This window comes from Flavobacterium faecale, assembly GCF_003076455.1.
In the GTDB taxonomy this organism is placed as follows: domain Bacteria; phylum Bacteroidota; class Bacteroidia; order Flavobacteriales; family Flavobacteriaceae; genus Flavobacterium; species Flavobacterium faecale.
In genome coordinates, this window is the sequence record NZ_CP020918.1 from 88,826 (window position 1) to 107,140 (window position 18,315).

Annotated in this window: 21 protein-coding genes; 8 read left to right on the forward strand and 13 right to left on the reverse strand. The window is 36.0% G+C overall.

Annotated features, from left to right (window positions below; genetic code table 11):
• Positions 1-5: 5 nt before the first annotated feature.
• From FFWV33_RS00390 to FFWV33_RS00410, 5 genes are all read right to left on the reverse strand, one after another.
• On the reverse strand, positions 6-1,118 hold the full coding sequence (locus tag FFWV33_RS00390) for a HesA/MoeB/ThiF family protein (protein ID WP_108739053.1): 1,113 nt from the start codon (positions 1,116-1,118) through the stop codon (positions 6-8).
• 37 nt (positions 1,119-1,155) lie between these two features.
• Complete coding sequence (locus FFWV33_RS00395) at positions 1,156-1,398, reverse strand: MoaD/ThiS family protein (protein ID WP_108739054.1); 243 nt, start codon at positions 1,396-1,398, stop codon at positions 1,156-1,158.
• Complete coding sequence (mobA, locus tag FFWV33_RS00400; protein ID WP_108739055.1) at positions 1,398-1,964, reverse strand: molybdenum cofactor guanylyltransferase; 567 nt, start codon at positions 1,962-1,964, stop codon at positions 1,398-1,400. The genes FFWV33_RS00395 and mobA overlap by 1 nt, the downstream gene beginning before the upstream one ends.
• Positions 1,965-2,130: 166 nt before the next feature.
• On the reverse strand, positions 2,131-2,874 hold the full coding sequence (locus FFWV33_RS00405) for a sulfite exporter TauE/SafE family protein (RefSeq protein ID WP_108739056.1): 744 nt from the start codon (positions 2,872-2,874) through the stop codon (positions 2,131-2,133).
• 2 nt (positions 2,875-2,876) lie between these two features.
• Positions 2,877-3,182, reverse strand: coding sequence for a winged helix-turn-helix domain-containing protein (locus tag FFWV33_RS00410; protein ID WP_108742413.1), 306 nt, complete (start codon positions 3,180-3,182; stop codon positions 2,877-2,879).
• A 248-nt stretch (positions 3,183-3,430) separates the two neighbouring features.
• Here FFWV33_RS00410 and FFWV33_RS00415 point away from each other — a divergent pair, with 248 nt between their 5' ends.
• Positions 3,431-4,369 carry a T9SS type A sorting domain-containing protein gene (locus FFWV33_RS00415; RefSeq protein WP_108739057.1) on the forward strand — a complete coding sequence of 313 codons (939 nt, stop codon included), beginning with the start codon at positions 3,431-3,433 and terminating at the stop codon, positions 4,367-4,369.
• A gap of 52 nt (positions 4,370-4,421) precedes the next feature.
• On the opposite strand, the gene FFWV33_RS00420 is transcribed toward FFWV33_RS00415, so the two are convergent.
• The 5 genes from FFWV33_RS00420 to FFWV33_RS00440 all read right to left on the reverse strand — a co-directional run bounded on the left by FFWV33_RS00420 (position 4,422) and on the right by FFWV33_RS00440 (position 9,449).
• Positions 4,422-5,591 carry a molybdopterin molybdotransferase MoeA gene (locus tag FFWV33_RS00420; RefSeq protein WP_108739058.1) on the reverse strand — a complete coding sequence of 390 codons (1,170 nt, stop codon included), beginning with the start codon at positions 5,589-5,591 and terminating at the stop codon, positions 4,422-4,424.
• Positions 5,592-6,134: 543 nt separating this feature from the next.
• On the reverse strand, positions 6,135-7,109 hold the full coding sequence (locus FFWV33_RS00425; protein WP_245891602.1) for a transporter: 975 nt from the start codon (positions 7,107-7,109) through the stop codon (positions 6,135-6,137).
• Positions 7,110-7,113: 4 nt separating this feature from the next.
• Positions 7,114-8,154: a cytochrome-c peroxidase gene (locus FFWV33_RS00430; protein WP_108739060.1), complete on the reverse strand. Its 1,041-nt coding sequence runs from the start codon at positions 8,152-8,154 to the stop codon at positions 7,114-7,116.
• Between the two features lie 79 nt (positions 8,155-8,233).
• The gene (locus tag FFWV33_RS00435) at positions 8,234-9,016 is read right to left on the reverse strand and encodes an MbnP family protein (RefSeq protein ID WP_108739061.1); all 783 of its coding nucleotides are present in this window, start codon (positions 9,014-9,016) and stop codon (positions 8,234-8,236) included.
• A 115-nt stretch (positions 9,017-9,131) separates the two neighbouring features.
• Complete coding sequence (locus FFWV33_RS00440) at positions 9,132-9,449, reverse strand: hypothetical protein (RefSeq protein ID WP_245891604.1); 318 nt, start codon at positions 9,447-9,449, stop codon at positions 9,132-9,134.
• 419 nt (positions 9,450-9,868) lie between these two features.
• Between FFWV33_RS00440 and FFWV33_RS00445 the strand changes: the two genes are divergently transcribed.
• Both FFWV33_RS00445 and FFWV33_RS00450 read left to right on the forward strand, forming a co-directional pair.
• A complete protein-coding gene (locus tag FFWV33_RS00445; RefSeq protein ID WP_108739062.1) occupies positions 9,869-10,192 on the forward strand; it encodes a hypothetical protein in 324 nt (107 codons plus the stop codon).
• A 169-nt stretch (positions 10,193-10,361) separates the two neighbouring features.
• A complete protein-coding gene (locus FFWV33_RS00450; protein WP_159085949.1) occupies positions 10,362-10,736 on the forward strand; it encodes a hypothetical protein in 375 nt (124 codons plus the stop codon).
• 77 nt (positions 10,737-10,813) lie between these two features.
• On the opposite strand, the gene hemL is transcribed toward FFWV33_RS00450, so the two are convergent.
• The 3 genes from hemL to FFWV33_RS00465 are packed head-to-tail and all read right to left on the reverse strand — an operon-like array spanning position 10,814 to position 13,757.
• On the reverse strand, positions 10,814-12,100 hold the full coding sequence (gene hemL, locus FFWV33_RS00455) for a glutamate-1-semialdehyde 2,1-aminomutase (RefSeq protein ID WP_108739064.1): 1,287 nt from the start codon (positions 12,098-12,100) through the stop codon (positions 10,814-10,816).
• A gap of 15 nt (positions 12,101-12,115) precedes the next feature.
• Positions 12,116-12,868, reverse strand: coding sequence for a glucosaminidase domain-containing protein (locus FFWV33_RS00460; protein WP_108739065.1), 753 nt, complete (start codon positions 12,866-12,868; stop codon positions 12,116-12,118).
• Positions 12,861-13,757 carry a 1-aminocyclopropane-1-carboxylate deaminase/D-cysteine desulfhydrase gene (locus tag FFWV33_RS00465; RefSeq protein ID WP_108742415.1) on the reverse strand — a complete coding sequence of 299 codons (897 nt, stop codon included), beginning with the start codon at positions 13,755-13,757 and terminating at the stop codon, positions 12,861-12,863. Before FFWV33_RS00465 ends, FFWV33_RS00460 begins: the two co-directional genes overlap by 8 nt.
• A 650-nt stretch (positions 13,758-14,407) precedes the next feature.
• Between FFWV33_RS00465 and FFWV33_RS19265 the strand changes: the two genes are divergently transcribed.
• The 5 genes from FFWV33_RS19265 to FFWV33_RS00490 all read left to right on the forward strand — a co-directional run bounded on the left by FFWV33_RS19265 (position 14,408) and on the right by FFWV33_RS00490 (position 18,239).
• A complete protein-coding gene (locus FFWV33_RS19265; protein WP_159085950.1) occupies positions 14,408-14,584 on the forward strand; it encodes a C1orf53 family protein in 177 nt (58 codons plus the stop codon).
• Between the two features lie 85 nt (positions 14,585-14,669).
• On the forward strand, positions 14,670-15,212 hold the full coding sequence (locus FFWV33_RS00475; protein ID WP_108739067.1) for a DUF4136 domain-containing protein: 543 nt from the start codon (positions 14,670-14,672) through the stop codon (positions 15,210-15,212).
• 191 nt (positions 15,213-15,403) lie between these two features.
• Positions 15,404-16,648 (forward strand): threonine ammonia-lyase IlvA, encoded by a 1,245-nt coding sequence (gene ilvA / locus FFWV33_RS00480; protein WP_108739068.1) that lies wholly within the window; start codon positions 15,404-15,406, stop codon positions 16,646-16,648.
• A gap of 48 nt (positions 16,649-16,696) precedes the next feature.
• Positions 16,697-17,098, forward strand: a complete 402-nt coding sequence (locus tag FFWV33_RS00485; RefSeq protein WP_108739069.1) for a group III truncated hemoglobin — start codon at positions 16,697-16,699, stop codon at positions 17,096-17,098.
• A 10-nt stretch (positions 17,099-17,108) separates the two neighbouring features.
• Positions 17,109-18,239, forward strand: coding sequence for an esterase-like activity of phytase family protein (locus FFWV33_RS00490; RefSeq protein WP_108739070.1), 1,131 nt, complete (start codon positions 17,109-17,111; stop codon positions 18,237-18,239).
• The last annotated feature ends 76 nt before the right edge of the window (positions 18,240-18,315 follow it).

An 18,315-nucleotide genomic window follows, 5' to 3' on the forward strand; every position in this document is an offset into this window, starting at 1 on the left:
AATTTTTATTTTCTATATTTTCCTAAAGACTGAATCCCTTTCTCCAAATGGAAAACCGATTTGAATCCTTGTTTTTTTAAATATTCTACGCCATTTTGGCTTCGTTGTCCTGTATTGCAAAACAGTACAATTTCTAACTTTCTATCAATCGTCTGACTATACTTTTCTAACTCTTTTAACGGAACTTGAATCACATTCTTTTCATTAAAAGCAGGTTGTTCATTCGGTTGACGAACATCAATAATCATGATATTTTCTAAATTTATTTTTTCGAAAAATGCATCAATATTTAATCCCTCATCAACTTGTTTCTGATTAAAAAGAAGACTTCCGTTGATGACACTTTTTTCAATCGCTTTTGGATTTTTAGCGAAAGCGATAATTTGCGTTTGAAAACAAAGTGCATCATATAGCATTAACTTTCCAGACAATACTTCTCCAACACCTAATATCATTTTTAATACTTCCGTTGCTTGAAATGCACCTAATGTATTGGGCAAAACACCCAAAACACCCATCGTTTCACAATTGGCTACTTGGTCTAATTCTTGATTTTCAGGAAACAAACAGCGGTAACTCGGTCCATTTTGGTAATTAAAAACCGAAACCTGTCCTTCAAACCGATAAATGGAAGCATACACTACGGGGATTTTTTTATAAACCGCCACATCATTAATCAAATATCGAATCGGAATCGTATCGGTACAATCCACTATAATTTCATAATCACTTACAATTTCAAATGCATTCTTTCGATTAAAAAACTGATTATAAACAGTGACTTTTACGTCTGGGTTCATTTCACGAATCACCTTCGAAGCCGTTTCTGCTTTACTTTTTCCGCAATGGCTCAAATTGTATAACATTTGTCGGTGCAAATTGGATTCTTCAATTACATCACCATCCACAATGCCAATACACCCAACACCCGCCGCTGCCAAATTTTTCAAAACCGGACAGCCCAAACCACCCGCACCAATGACCAACACACGAGCCTCAGCCAATTTTTGCTGACCAACTTGCCCTATTTCAGGAAGGATGATTTGACGATTATAGCGCCCCCTAGCCCCCAAAGGGGGAACAGCAGCAACTGAATTTTGAACTATATCTTTTTTCATTTTACATTGAAATTCCCCCTTCGGGGGTTAGGGGGAATTATCCTCCCGCAAACGGTGGTAAAAACGCAATTACATCTTTCTCACTCAAATTAGTATCGACTCCAACCATCGCTTGATTTACAGCAACAGAATAAGAGGTTTTTCTCAAATCAGGATAATTATTTTCCATGAAAGCTTTCAAAGAAGCCACAGATATTTGCGTTTGTTCCAAATTTAATTGCTCCTCCTTCTTATTGGTAATGTCTGCAATGAGACCGAAATATTTAGTATTTAGAATCATTATTGTATTTTTTTATACTCCTCCGGAGTATTAATATTTTGAACTTGCTGGCTCCATTTTTCGGGAACAATAAGCGTTTGATGAGTTAAATCTTCGATTACTTTTCGGAGCATTAACTGTTTTCCGGCCATGTGTTCTCCAAAAGCAGCTTTACACGAGCGATCATAAATAGCAATCAACGGACTAGCTTTATCGCCCACTTGCACTTGCGTCATCATGTATGAATCCTCATGGTTGTCTGCAAGCCATTGCAATAAATCTGTGCTAACTAATGGTGCATCGACACTCAAAATAAAATTGAATTTTGTTTTTGAATGCTTTAATGCTGTGTAAATACCACCAACCGGACCTTTGTCATCAATCAAGTCTTCGATTCTTGTAAAACCCAACGAATCATAATCAGGATTGGCTGTAATAACCACAATATTTGTTCCAACAATTGGTTCCAAAGCTTCGTAAATATGACTCACAAATGTTTTACCATTTAGCATAAGTAACCCTTTGTCTGATCCCATTCGCTGGCTTTTTCCTCCTGCTAGAATGTATGCCGTGTACTTGTTTTCCATAATCTTTTGTGTTATTCTTGATTCACGAATTATAAGATATGAGTTAGAATCGATACCTTAAAACAGTAACTTTTATTTATTAACGTAATGGTTCCAGCTATCGTTAAAAACTAGATAATCCTACACCAATCAAATAACTTCTAACTCATACCTCTTAACTTATTCCCTACGCTGTAACATATAATTTGTAAATCGCGATTGCCAAAACCGTTGCCAATACATTTTTAAGCACTACTGAGTTGAACTTTTTACTACCATAATAAGCACCAAAAAATCCTCCGACGAAAACTATTCCCACTAGTGGTAAAGAGGATTCAGGCAATTCTCCTCCTTTGGATAAAAAGCCTGTTATTCCTGAAATAGAATTCACCAAAATAAACAAAGCCGATACAGCCGCTGTTTGCTTCATAGTTCCCCAACCCATTAAAATAATCACGGGACTTAAAATAATTCCGCCACCGATACCGATTAATCCTGATAGAAAACCAATAACTGCTCCTACAATAAGAGCTGCATATAGATTTAGTTCTCGAACCTCTTTTTTCTCTTTACCCAACAACCCCAATAATCGCATGACTGCAAAAATTAAAACGGTTGCCAAAATGATTTTGTAATAATAGCCCGAAACCGTCAAATAGCCTCCTAAAAAGGAAAACGGTATAGAAGTCACAGCAAACGGATAAAAGAGATTCCATTTGAATTCTTTTTGTCGAAAATAAAAATAAAATGAAACCCCTGAAACCAATATATTGAGCACCAAAGCGGTCGGTTTCATAAAGGTTTCTGGAAATGCAAAAGCACTCATCAAGGCCAAGTACCCACTCGCACCACCGTGCCCGACGCTTGCATACAAGAACGCTACAATTGGTAATAATAAAAGCAACAATGGCATGTCTAATAAATTCACCATAACTATAATTCGTATTTTTTAAATTCGGTATCTAGAAACTCCCAACAATTGGCATTAATTTTTTCGAAAGCGTCAATTAACGACTTTCCGTAAGGCGTTAGCACTGTGCCACCACCTTTGTTGCCGCCCACTTGGGTTTCTATCAAAGGATGTTTTGCTGATTTATTAGAAACGTCGACCAATTTCCATGCTTTTTGGTATGAAAGTTCCATGGCTTTTGCGGCTTTGTTGAGCGAGCCCGTTTCGGCAATCAATTTCAATAATTTGACGCGGCCTTCGCTGATGACCATACCGTCATCTGTTTCCATCCAAATTTTACTTTTTATTTTCAAGGCACGAATTATTAACCGTTATACTTTTACAAATATAACGAAAGGGATTTTTATAAAAAAGAAAGCAAGTGGAAAATGAAAAAAATAGTAACAAACAACTTTACAAGCTATTTTAATAAGAAATTAAAATGATTCTTCGCTTCTAAAAAAATTATTAAGTATTATTTAATAAGACTACATTTACCTTATTTTTAAACCCTAACAAATTTACAAACCAAAATTATATGAAAAAAAACTACATGCTCCTTATTGCTTCATCACTAAGCTACTTTGGCGCTCTGGCACAGCCCGTATTAAACTCAACCGATTTTAATTATAAATACAGTGCTAATGTATATTCAGGAAACGACATACCTGGACTATCCGCAGGTAAAGCTGGCGCCAATAAAACTTGGGATTTCTCAGCGATAAGCCCTTTAACATTAGGAGGTACTTCTAGTATTGTACCAAAAGAGTCGACTCCTTATCAAAGCAGTTTTCCTTTATCCAATTTTGTTGTAAAATCCACCTACAATGACAACTCCCCTACTTATTACTCCTATAACACTATTACAACAACAAAGCTTGAATCGGAAGGTGGAGCAGATAGCGATGCGATATCACAAGAAGTAGATCATTTAACAATTTTTGAATTTCCCTACACATACGGAAAAACATTTACTGATAGCTCTCAAGACGTTGGGCAATCCTCAATAGAAACTATTACAGCTACTTATGATGGTTATGGAACGCTTATCACTCCATACGAAACGTTCACCAATGTAATCCGAGTAAAAAGCCAAGATACTAGGTATTCAAGCAGCTCAATAGACTACATTTGGTATTCCGCCAACCCGTTCAAAACACTTATGTTTATGACCTTAGTGTCTGATGCTAACTACGTTGAAATTTATACCGATTTCACTACCCTTGGTCTAAAAGACTTTGCTGCAAATTCACCAGTTCGAATCTATCCTAATCCTGTCAACAATTTGCTCAACGTACAAATAGAAAACAAATTGGTAATTGATAAAATAACTATAACCAATGCATTGGGAAAAATAATTATCGAACAAAAAGAAGCTGCCAATCAAATAAATGTTGAAAATCTTGCTTCAGGATTATACTTCATTGAAGTTGTTTCTGGAAACGAAAAAATGCAACAGAAGTTTATTAAAAAATAATTTTCAAAAACAAATATACCTGAGCGTTTATATGACCCTCAGGTATTTTTAATTAAATCACATACACCTCAACAGCAGTTCCTTTTGCTAATTGATATCCGCCATCTTCAACATACATCAATCCGTTTGAGACAGAAAAAGTATTGAGCATAGAAGAATTTTGATGGGTTAAAACAGTAACTTCATTATCTACGATATGCGCTTTTAAAAACTGATTTCGTGCATTGCTTACCGTAAAATCATGGGTTAATTTTTTTGGGACAGTTTGTCCGTATTCTAGTGCGCGACCTGAGAGCATGTGCAACGTTGGGAGCACGTACACATATAAGCAGGTAAGCGAAGCAGCAGGATTTCCGGGTAAAGCAAAGATCATTTTATCTTTTAGTTTTCCTGCAAACAATGGTTTACCTGGTTTTTGTTTGACTTTGTAGAATAGTGTCTCTACCGCAAGTGCTTCGAGTGCTGTGGCTACAAAATCATAATCTCCAACTGAAATACCTCCCGATATTAAAATTACGTCATTTTCTGCCAAGGCTTCTGCTATTTTATTTTTGGTGTTTTCGAAATCGTCGTTTACCCTGTAAATTGTATTGTTATCATAAAAAGCTTCTTGCAAGGCGATGTCTAGCATTATGGAATTGCTCTCGTAAATCTTTCCGAATTCTAATGGTAAACCAGGTTGTACCAACTCGTTTCCCGTTACTAGGATTCCGATTTTGGGTTTTTGAAAGACATTGACTTCGGTAAAACCTAGACCAGCCAAAAAACCAATACAAGCGGCATTGAGTAAAGTTCCTTTTTTTAAAGCTAAATCACCTTTTAGATTTTGCTCTCCGACTGGACGAATGTTTTGCTCTTGATTAGGATGTTCCTCCAATGTTAAAATATTGCCAGATACGGTTGCTTTCTCGATTTGCATGACAGCAGTTGCCGAATCTGGCACGGGAGCTCCTGTAAAAATCTTCACGGCTTGACCTGCTTTTAATGCTACTTGATGTGTGTCTCCTGCTTTTATTTCGCCCACTATTTCATATTCCAATCCTTCGTGAAGCGCAAGTGCAAAGCCGTCCATCGCAGATTGGCGAAAAGGCGGCATACTGATTGGAGCAATCAAATCTTCAGCTAGAATGTGCTTTTTAGCTTTTGATAAAGAAATTTTTTGAACTTTTGGCTCGGGTAGATTATTTTTTAGAATCGAAAATGCTTCTTGAATAGTGACCATGATTGGAGTTTTGAAATACTTTCTCAAAAATACGAATCTGTTTACCGCTAAGGCACAAAGGCGCAAAGTTTTTTTGCATCGAAGGATCGAAGGGTTGTTTTGGGATGAACCTGCGGGCAGAAAGGCTCAAAAAATGTCATACCGATTACGAAGATCGTAGTTAATAGAACAAAATAATGTTTTTAAAAAAAAGTTGACACTTCCCGAAGCGTCGGGACAACGAATTGTCACGAATTTAAAGACTTAAAAGTCTAATTCGACGAATTTGTCGAATGAAAAAAACGTGTTAGTGATTCCAAATTACTGCGCATATTAGGACTATTAGACTTTAGTCATTTTAATAGCATAGCTTTTTGTCAAAAATATATTCTATGTCTAATTTGGACATTCAACTCGTGTGGCAAGCACAGGTTTGCGTGAGGGATTGCAGCTTTCCGCCGCGGCGGAGCGGAAAGCCCGACGGCAATACAAAAAATGGGCACCTCACCGCAAAGTGAAGAGCCCATTTTTTGTATTGCCGGCACGCCCAAATTGGGAATACTGCTATAAAGAATAATTAAGATTGAAACCCAATCTGTAATTGGACTCCATGAGTCCGCTTGCTAGATTTTGATTGATTGGTAGCATGACATTGGCTCCTAAACTGAATTTATCACGACCGATTTCGATTCCGATTTTGCTAAAGAAAATATCACCTGCTGTATTTGGGAGTACTTGTCCACGTTGCCAATTGGTTTTATAGACTTCGCCCGCCAAGCCAAGTTGTGGCACGTAGGTCATTTTCTCTGTTTTCATCATATAAAACAAAGTTGATCCATAATTGAATTGATTTCCGAATTGGTAATCTTTTTTATTTTCGGTTTTAATGTTGTAATTCAGCATCGAATTAAGTCCCCATTTGTCCCAACTCAATTGGTGCTCTGCCAATAGTAAATAGTCTAAACTACCTGTCCCGACTTGAAAACCTTGGTTGATGGTTCCTGAATTGCTAGCGGCATCAAACTTACCCGTTGGTAATTTTACTCCTCCACCCAATTGAATACGGTTGGAAATCGAAGTAGAATCGGCCATGGTTTCTAAGACCGTGTAGGTTGCCATTAAGGTGATATCTCCCAAACCACTGATATTAGCGACTCCAGATGTTAGATTGCGGGTGTGATCTTGGTACGGCACTAAGGCTGTAAGCTGAATTTTTGGCGTAATTGGAATACGTGCCCAGATTTGTGTCGTGTGAAAGTTTTCGTCAATCCAAGGGGAATTGTCAAAAATTCCGTCTTTGGAAGTATAACTTTGATAAAAGTAGCGTACTCCAACAAAGTTATTGTTTAACATAGAGCTGAAACCCATGCTACCACCCGCTGCAGAACATCCGCAGGCATCGCAATCGTCTTCCATCATGGTTGAAGAAAAAAGCATCTTTTGAAAAGTGAAAGCATTAACTTTATCTTTTGGCAACTCAGCACCGTTCATTTTTAGAGCGATGATAAATAGTATTAAAAAAAACTTGCTGTTTGTCATTTTTTTAAAATTCTGAGAATCGTTTATCCGTTAGGTATTGATTATCTGTTAATGTTTTTAGGAAAAGTACGAGTTGCGCCTTTTCTGTCGCTGACAATGGTATTCCTACTGTAGCATTCTGATTTAAAATAGGATCAAGTGTTGCCGAAACGGTTACTCCAGAATCGTAATGATCCATTACTGCTTCTAGTGTACCAAATCTTCCGTCATGCATATACGGTGCGGTCACCTCTACATTACGCAAACTAGGCACTTTGAACTTGTAGTAATCCCCGATTAGTTCGGTGACTTTGAAACGCCCTAAATCATTGATTTTTGGATTAACGGCAAGGCCATTGTTTCTAAAACTGTGATCAGTCATTAAATCGGTGGCATGGCACGAAGCACATTTTGATTTGAAGATAGTATAACCCGAAAGTTCGTCAGAGGTAAAAGCACCACCTGTTTCATTTCTTCTATATTTATCAAATTTAGAATTGGATGATACCATCATAACCATAAATTGCGACATGGCTTTGAGCATGTTTTCAGAATTTATTTGTCCGTCTGTAAAAGCTTGTTTGTACAGGTTCACATAGGTTTTATCGGCCTTCATCATAGCCATTATTGTGGCCAAGTCACCATTCATTTCTATAGCACTCAATAATGGAATTAGGGGTTGTAAATCTAAATTGACTGCTGCTCCATCATACATAAACACAGACTGAAATGCAAAATTTTGAATAGAAGGTGTATTTCTTGTCCCCAGACCCTCACCAACACCATGGCTAAATACGTGTCCGTGGTGGGTAAATCCGTTTTCTTGAATGTGGCAAAAACCACAAGAAACAATACCGTCTGAAGCCAATCTACCATCATAAAAAAGTTTTTTACCAAGTTCAAAACCTTTTTCAGTGGGTGGATTGAGACTAACATTATAGGCAACTGCAGGAAAATTGGAAGGCACCTCAAAAGCTAATGGAACATTTACATACTGATCATCTTGATCACTCGCACAACCAATAAAAGCAAACAGTAGAAGCAAATAAACAAATTTTATTTTCATCTTATTGTTATTTAAAACACCTTATTACCCATAAGGTAGATTGTCCCTAATGGGCAATAGTTATGTGTTTTGTTTATAATTAGTCGTTATGTACGTGATCTACTCTAAACATTTGCTCAACATTCTTAACAATTAAAGGCAATTTGGCACCTCCCATAATGGTTGCTTGTTCAGAAAGATTAATTTTATTTGTTCCATCAGTGATTTTGCTCAAATCAACAATTAAGTGCACGTCAGGCGTAATCGTCGTACGTACTTGTGCATTTGTAGGCAGGTCTAAAGTAACCTCTGTATAATTATAATCAGTTCCTGTTTGTCCTGTATGAATAGTAAAAGGAGCTGCTGTAGTTTGTGTTGGGCTCGTAAATGTTCCTTCATACGCAAGGAATTTGTAACCTGAGGTCCAGTTCCATAACATACCTGCTGTATTGGCTGTAGTCAAAAAGTCACCTTGACCAGTTGCTCCTAAATCAAACTGAGCTTTATCAACACCAATTCCAAATTTCACTTTCGTGTAGTTACCTGCTGGAATATTTTTTAATTCCGCCACTTGTGCACCTATTGTACCCTCATCAATAATAAAATAGCTTTCGCTTTTAGGGTAAGTCAAAACAGTACCATCGTCTTTGGTCAATACGATGTTACTGATTATGTATTTTATTTTGTTGATTTTCAACACTTCACCGTTTGAAGTAGTATTAGCTTGTGTTTGCAAAATTAAATCGTTGGACCCAAATGCATTATCGTATTCAATATTTAAACTTCCTGTTCCGGTAATGGCTTCTTCGTCTGAGTTTGAACATGAAACTGTAAATAAACTCACTGCCAAAACTGCTAAACATCTATATATTGTATTTTTCATTTTAATTTTATTTCTTGAATTTTAATTTAATGTTGAATTGTTGAGATGCAAACAAGACTGCTCTTATGGTAAATCCATAAAAGTGTACAAGTCGCAATTATCCTAAAAAATTAAATTAAGAAATGGGTGGATGAAATACTAAAGAAGAATTTATAGACGAATAAAAATTAGGATACAAAGCTGTATCTTCTTGATCTTTTGCATCGATCGAATTATTAAAAACATAAGGATTTACATCTTCGAAGAAAAGTTCTCCTAGAGGTTTAACATTCTGTTTTTTATCCGATGATTTTTGTTGGTCTTCATTTGAAGCTTTGGCAAGCTCTTTCATCAAATGACATTTACCGTTACAATGTAGTTTTGGTTTCTCTTTGTTTTCACAAAGTACTTTTGAAATGTAATCGTAGTTCACAATATAATCTACTATCGGCAAAAATGGTTTTGCTAGAATGAAGAGGATTAATATGACTACGGTTTTTTTCACGGTGCAAATATACCATTATCTTAATTGTTAGGTAATAGTAAAACCTAATTTTAACATAAAAGTAGACGTAATATATTTTGTTATAAATATCTCAAGATCAAAAAACCATAAACTCTAGTCTCTATACAATCAAGAAAACAGCAGAACCTAATAATCACAACCACTATGTTAAATAAAGATCATAAACTAAATATTTCAAAACCCTAACTAAGGAATACTAAATTTTATTGTTAAAAAAATATAAAATAATTTAACAACTATTTTCAATTACCAATTTAAAATATCAATACATTTATCCCGCTTTTAAAACTTACTATGCAAAGCTGTTTTAGTACCAAAAAGCGACTTAACTATAAACAAAAAACGTAATGAAAAAATTATTGATCGTAGCTTTACTAGCTGCAAGTTTAACTGGATTTGCTCAAAAAAAGACTGGAGCTGATAAAATGCTTGACAAAATGACAACGGAATTGTCATTAACAGCTGACCAACAAGCTAAATTAAAGCCATTATTTGAAGAACAATTTGCGTTAAAAGCAGATACAAAAGCGAATGCAGACCATGAAGAAGACAATAAAGTTAAAAACAAAGAATTAGGAAAAAAAATTGGAATGATCTTAACTGCTGAACAAAAGGATTTAAGAAAACAATTGCAAGAAAAAGAAAAAGCTGCTAAAGAAGCTGGTCAATAGTTTACCTGTTCTCATCACAAACTAAAATCCCGTGTGAAGACGGGATTTTCGCATTTTAGAATGTCACTTGATTTTCTTAATAATTAAAATTATGTTAATTTTTCACGAATCATTAAACCATTTTACATTTCATATGTCTTATCTCTGTAAACAACTTAATAAAACAAAAATGAAAAAATTATTTATTGTTGCTTTAGTAGCAATTGGGATTTCAGGATTTGCACAAGAAGGTAAAAAGAAAAAAGGTCACGAAGTAACTACTGAAATGCGTGTTAAGAAAATGACTGAGGAATTGACTTTGACAGCAGATCAACAAAAACAAATTTTACCTGTGCTAGAAGAGCAAGCAACCATTCAAAAAGCGATGAAAGATAATCCTGAAAGTAAAGAGGAAAACAGAGCAAAAATGAAAGAAGCAGGAAAAAAGATGAAAACTATCTTGACTCCTGAACAATTTGAAAAATGGAAAGCAAACATGGGACCAAAAGGAAAAGGTAACGGTGAAGGCAAAAAGAAAAAAGAAAGTGGAGAATCTGAAGAATAATTAAATTCTAAAATGCTTACTAATTAAAAAACTTCCGGTATTACCGGAAGTTTTTTAATTTATATAGCACGGCAGTATTAAAAACTTTTCGAAACCTTATCAATAGCATTAATAGTAAAGTCTAAATCTTCATACGTAAGCGCATCAGTGATGAACCATGTCTCGTACGCAGATGGTGCGATATAAATACCTTCTTGCAACAAACCGTGAAAAAACTTTTTAAAAGTTTCATTATCCCCTTTGGCAGCAGTTTTAAAATCGACTACCGGATTTGCATCAAAATGTACTGATATCATCGAACCGATAGTATTAATGGTAAATGCTACATTATTTGCTTTTAGAACTTTATCAATCCCAGACGCTAGATACGCTGTTTTGTCTGCTAGGCGCTGAAAAATCGCAGCATCATTATTCAAGGCTTGTAACATCGCCAATCCTGCTGCCATAGCCAACGGATTTCCTGATAATGTTCCTGCTTGGTAAACTGGACCTAGAGGTGCTAAGTAATTCATAATTTCGGCACGTGCAGCAAAAGCACCTACAGGCAAACCACCCCCAATTACTTTCCCGAAGCAAACGATATCTGCATCAACATTAGACAATTCTTGTACGCCTCCTTTTGCCAATCTAAAACCAGTCATTACTTCATCAAAGATGAGCAGTATTCCGTTTTCAGTACACAAAGTTCTCAACCCTTCCAAAAAGCCTTTTACTGGAGGAATACAACCCATATTACCTGCCACTGGCTCCACGATAATAGCTGCTATTTCGTCTTTATTGGCTTCGATTACAGCTTTTACATTCTCTATATCATTGTAGTTGGCCAACAAAGTATCTTTGGCAGTCCCTGCTGTTACTCCCGGACTGTTTGGCGAACCAAAAGTTATGGCACCACTACCTGCCTGAATCAAAAATGAGTCAGAATGTCCGTGGTAACAGCCTGCGAATTTGATTATTTTATCTCTTTTGGTAAACCCTCGCGCCAAACGTATTGCACTCATGCAAGCCTCTGTACCTGAATTTACAAAACGAATTTTATCAATATTAGGTACCATAGACACCGCCAATGCAGCAATTTGTGTCTCCAATTCGGTTGGCATTCCAAAAGATGTTCCTAGTTTGGCTTTTTCGATCACGGCATTTACTACTGGCTCATAAGCATGACCCAAGATCATTGGACCCCATGAGTTGATATAGTCGATTAAACGATTTCCATCTTCGTCGTACAAATAAGCACCTTTGGCACTTTTTACAAAAATTGGCGTTCCACCTACGGCTTTGAATGCTCTCACAGGAGAGTTTACACCACCTGGAATTACTTGTTCTGCTTCAGCAAAAAGCTGACTACTTCTTTGGTATAACATCTTTGAAAAGTTATTTTATTTTATTTTTAATTGCTGTCCTATTGAAATCGTATTATCCGAGAGGTTATTCTTTCGCATCAAATCATCAACGGATAAATTATACTTTTTGGATATCGAGTACAACGTATCTCCTTTTTCTACCTCATGTGTACTCCCTTTTTTGGAGCTACTATTTGAGCTAGGTTTATAGTTTTTGCCTAAAACTTGAGCATCATATTGAGCCAAATCATAGGTTTCTATATACGAAATTAATTTGTTTGGGTATCTTGGATCAGTCGCATATCCTGCAGCTCGAAGTCCTTTTGCCCAAGCTTCGTAATCGTCTTTTCTTAAATCGAATAAACTAGCGTAGCGACTTCCACTGGTCAAAAAAGCAGCATGATCTTCATATGAATCGGCTGCATTTCTATATTTTCTAAAACACTCTTGGCTTTTATCATCATCGTGATACACTGTTTCACCAAGCCAAGTCGAATGGCATTTGATTCCGAAATGGTTATTAGCGGTTTCAGACAATTCACTTCTACCCGCGCCCGATTCTAAAATACCTTGCGCTAAAATAATACTAGCAGGAATTCCGTGTTTTTTCATATTGGTCATCGCTACCCATTTAAATTGATTAACATAGGCATTTACAACTTCATTACGTGACATTGAATTGGAGCTAGAATTGCTTCTACTATTTTTGGAAGATGACGTTGTCGATTTTGAAGAATGGCAACTTACGAAAGCCACTAACGAAAGGACTAAAACGATTTTCTTAATCATGAATTTGTATTAAAGGTAATTTTTTATTTTTCAGTTTAGCATTCATTCCCGCAACGCCTTGTAGTCCGCCTGTGTGTATGAGGAGGATTTTTGAATTTTCAGGAAAATAGTTTTTTTCGATCAAATCTATGATTCCAAAAACCATTTTGGCAGTATAAATAGGATCTAACGGAATTTTAGTTTCTAGGTAAAAATCATTGATAAAATCCACTAATTCAGGTATTACTTTGCCATAACCACCAAAATGATAGTCCAAGATAAGCTCCCAATTTTTATTCTTTACAAAAGTACTAATTTCATTTTGTAAAAAATCGCCTTTCAAGGCAGGAAAACCTAAAATTTTTTGATGATCACCAGTACTATTAATCAATCCTGAGATGGTTCCTCCGGTGCCCACAGCGCAACAAACATAATTAAATTCGGTGTCCGACTCGTCTAGAATTTCTTCGCAACCTTTGATGGCCAATGAATTTGTTCCGCCCTCAGGTATGAGATACATTTCTCCCCATTTCTGTTTTAAATCAGTTACAAAATCAGGATCATCCTTGAGTCGGTATAGTTCTCTTGACACAAATTCGAACTGCATACCACATTCCTGAGCAAATTTCAAGGTAGGATTTTCTTCAATTTTACTAGCTAATTCTTCGCCACGAATGACACCAATAGTTTTAAAGCCATGTTCTTTTCCGGCAAATGCAACTGCAGCAATATGGTTTGAATAAGCCCCACCAAAAGTCAAAAGTGTTTTTGCATTTTCTTCTTTAGCTTGGAGGAGATTGTATTTCAGTTTCCGGAATTTATTCCCCGAAACAAAAGGGTGAATCAGATCATCACGTTTGATGGAAACGGAAATATTGTTTGGGAACGCTATATTTATGGATTGATTCAAAAGTAAAGTTGTTTTCACAAAGGTATCACCTAAACGCACAAAAGGAAAGTTTTATTGGTATATAACTCAATTTTTTTTAAAAGTATACTCCCTTTAGAAAACTAAATCATGATGTGTAAGTGTAAAAAATACTGGTGGAGCTCTTTTCCATCCGCCGCAGCAAATAAAAAAAGCAGGAACGGACAGTCTGACCCATCTCGAAGTTTCGGAATTACGAAGTCCCGATAGCTATCGACAGTCCAAATGATTAACTAGATTTTGGTCGAAAGTAGGATAAAAAACTATATAATTTTCGACGATTTAAATAGTCTAAATCAGATTCATTAGCGTAGGCTTCTCGCTCAAAACTAATATTTTTGTAGGCTAAAAACGCATTTTTGTACTGCACCAAGCGTAATAGATACTCGAGAAGGTACCAAATAAAGAAAGGCAAAATAAACAATTCCAATTGTTGTTTGAGGTGAATTTTTTCGTGGTTGACGAAAACCAGATTTATTTTATCGGAAGCATACCTCATAAACACAAACGGGTAGACCGTTAAACCACGGAAACCTCTAGGCGTTAAATATTTGGTAACAACAAAAAACATTGCTTATTAATTTATAATTTTGTTTATTAGACCGTTATGGCACTAGCGCCAAATTGAGACAATGAACGACCAAAGTAAAGAAAATAAATTGATTGAAGGGGAAGATTTTTATTATACACCCGAAGGATATAAATGTCTAACCGAAAAACACCATCTTAAAAGAGGCTATTGTTGCAAAAATGGCTGTAGGCACTGCCCCTATGGTTTTGACAAAAAAACAGGCACTATTAGAAAGTGAAAATTTTGATTGGTACGATTTTTGAATCATTAAAAAATACCACAACTAGTTAAAATTCAGATTAATACCTAAAAACATTTTTATTATGAAAACTCTTAAATTACTCCCGCTATTTTTGATTCTGATTTTGAGTTCGTGCGCAAACATACGTGTAAACGCCGATTATGACTCCAGAGTAGACTTTACAAAATACAAAACCTATGCCTTCCATAAAAATGGAGTCGATAAAGTACAGGTTTCTGAACTGGATAAAAAACGTATCCTTAGAGCCATTGACGATGCAATGACAAAAAAAGGATATACAAAAAGCGAAAATCCAGACATGTTGGTTAATATTTTGACCAAAGAGAGAGAACGCTTGAATGTAAACCAATTTAATATGGGATTTGGTTACGGTTGGGGTTGGGGATGGAACCCTTATTTCATGGGTGGAGGAAATTCATTCGTAAATTCATGTACAGAAGGTACCTTATATATTGACTTAATCGATGCTGAGAAAAAAGAATTAATTTGGGAAGGTGAAGGAATTGGCTCTTTGACCGAAAACAGATCAAAAAAAGAGCAACAAATCAATGAATTTGTGGCGAAAATTATTGCTCAATTTCCTCCTATTATCGAGAAAAAATAGCCATACATTAGTCTAATTGCTACTATAATGTTTATTTTTGCATCTTAGATTAACATGATGATATCAATAACTACTACAACTTGCATTGTAAACGTAAGATTGTTTTGCAATATTGTTTGTAAGCATTACTGAGACAACCTATAGTTAACCTCTCGTTTTGAGAGGTTTTTTTTTATTCAAAATCGAATACAATGAATTTGTACAACGAAATACAAGCCGCTCAACTGCAATTAAAGAATGTTGTACCTAGTACGCCACTCCAACAAAACCTCAACCTATCAGATGAATTTGATGCGAAGATTTTACTCAAACGGGAGGATTTACAAATTGTACGCTCGTACAAAATAAGAGGTGCGTACAATAAAATAAGCAGTTTGACCCCGGCTGAAAAGTCGCAGGCGATTGTATGTGCGAGCGCGGGTAATCATGCTCAAGGTGTAGCGTATTCCTGCCACCTATTGCAAATAATGGGTACTATCTACATGCCAAGCACAACGCCAAAGCAAAAAATTAAACAAGTGCAATTATTCGGGAAATCGTTTGTCGAAATTGTATTGATTGGTGATACGTTTGATGATGCCTTTGCTGCAGCAATGGAAGACGCCACCAAAAACAATAAAATATTCATTCACCCTTTTGACGATACAAAAGTGATCGCGGGGCAAGGAACCGTGGGTCTCGAGATTCTAGATGTTTTTAAAGACCCTATCGACTTTTTGTTCGTTCCCATTGGCGGTGGAGGATTGGCTGCAGGGGTTTCGACTGTTTTTAAGCAACTAAGCCCGAGCACCCAAATTATAGGCGTTGAGCCTCTTGGTGCGCCTGCCATGAAAAACTCTATTGCATTAGGTAAAAATACAGTCTTGCAAACTATTGACAAATTTGTTGATGGTGCAGCGGTGAAACAAGTGGGACAGCAAACATTTGAGATTTGTAAAGAAAACCTAACCGACATTATACTTGTTCCTGAAGGCAAGGTTTGCACTACTATTTTGAGATTGTACAACGAAGAAGCCATGGTTGTAGAACCTGCTGGCGCTTTGACTATCGCCGCTTTGGAATTTTATAAAGAAAAAATCAAAGGCAAAACTGTGGTTTGTGTGGTAAGCGGAAGTAATAATGACATTGAACGTACGGCCGAAATCAAAGAGCGCTCCCTACTCTACCAAGGATTAATGCATTACTTTTTGATTCAGTTTCCACAACGCCCTGGTGCACTGAAAGAGTTTGTGAATGACATTTTAGGCCCAAATGATGATATCACTTATTTTCAATACAATAAAAAGACCAATCGCGAAGTAGGGTCGGTAGTGGTTGGATTGGAATTAAAAAATAGAGACGATATTGAATCTGTCAAAGCAAATATGTCCTCCAAAGGTTTTGAATACAAATACCTGAATGAGTTACCTGAATTGTTCACGCAGTTGATTGGGTAATTTTAAAAACTAAAATTGACATAATAAAAAAACTTATTAAAAATAATAATGAATCATTTAACAGATATAAAAACACTAGACGATATAAAACTATTGGTCAATACTTTTTACGCCAAAGTGCAAAAAGACGAATTGATTGGACCAATCTTTAATGATAAAATAAGAGATCGCTGGCCCGAACATTTAGAAAAAATGTATGGTTTTTGGCAGACTATTTTACTCGAAGTACACTCCTACTCTGGGAGTCCGTTTCCACCTCACAAACATTTGCCTGTCGAAAAAGAACATTTTAATGAATGGATGGCAATTTTCACCGAAACAGTTGATACACTTTTTCAAGGCCCTATTGCCGATGAAGCTAAATTTCGAGCAAAGAATATGGCGGACATGTTTCACTACAAAATCAATTATTTTAGAGAAGCAGCACAAAACAACAATCTTAAAAAATAAATAATAACTCATGCGCAAATTATTTTTTCTGTCACTATTGCCTTTCAGTTTTATTGCTTGTACTAGCGTTAAAAATGTAAATACGGCTACCACTACCCCAACTTTGAAATACATTAATTCAATCGAAATTCCGTTTAACACAGAATTTAAAAATACAGTTGTTGGTGGCTTGTCGAGCATTGATTATGATGCTACAAAAGATCAATATTATTTTGTTTGTGATGACAGATCAACCTACAACGATGCTCGTTTTTACACGGCTTCGATTTCGATGCCATCAAACCAGATTGAAGGAATCACCTTTAAAGATGTCGTTACTTTAAAAAACGAAAAAGGAGAAAGTTATGGCAATTGGGAAAAGGTGCCAAACAGTTCAATTGACCCCGAAGAGTTGCGTTATAACCCAAAAACAAAAACGGTAGTTTGGAGTAGCGAAGGTGCTCGCGTAGTTGCAAAAGATTTCTCTGTGATTCAAGATCCAGCGATTCAAAATGCAAACTTGGATGGTTCCTACCTTTCTAGTTATAATTTACCTAGCAATTTGGAGATGCAAAAAATCGAAAAAGGACCTCGAAGCAATGGTGTTTTGGAAGGAATCACATTCGATAAAAATTATAGTACCCTCTACGCAAACGTTGAAGAACCCTTGTATGAGGATGGCAACAAGGCCACTACAACAGCCGGTGGTTTGATTAGAATATATCAATTTGATGTGAAATCAAAAAAGAATACGGCTCAATATGGCTACCTACTCGACCCTATCGAACATGAACCAAACCCGAAAAATAGTTTTGCTGTAAATGGCGTTTCATCTATTCAATATTATAGAAAAAACCAACTTTTGGTTGTAGAACGCTCTTATTCTGTAGGTAGACAAGCCTGTACTATAAAGGTTTATTTGTGTGACTTGACAAAAGCTACCAATGTTACGGGAGAAACTAGTTTGAAAAACGAAAAAATTAAACTGGCAACAAAAAAGTTAGTTTTGAATATGGACGATTTAGGGATTTTTACAGATAATATCGAAGGAGTCACTTTTGGTCCTAAGTTGGCAAACGGCAAACAATCACTACTTTTTGTATCAGACAACAATTTCTCTGATCAGCAAAAATCACAACTCTTATTATTTGAAATCGAGTAATTTTTGACTTTCAAATAAAATAAAAAAGCTGCAATCTATACAAGTTGCAGCTTTTGTATTTTACATACAACCTGAA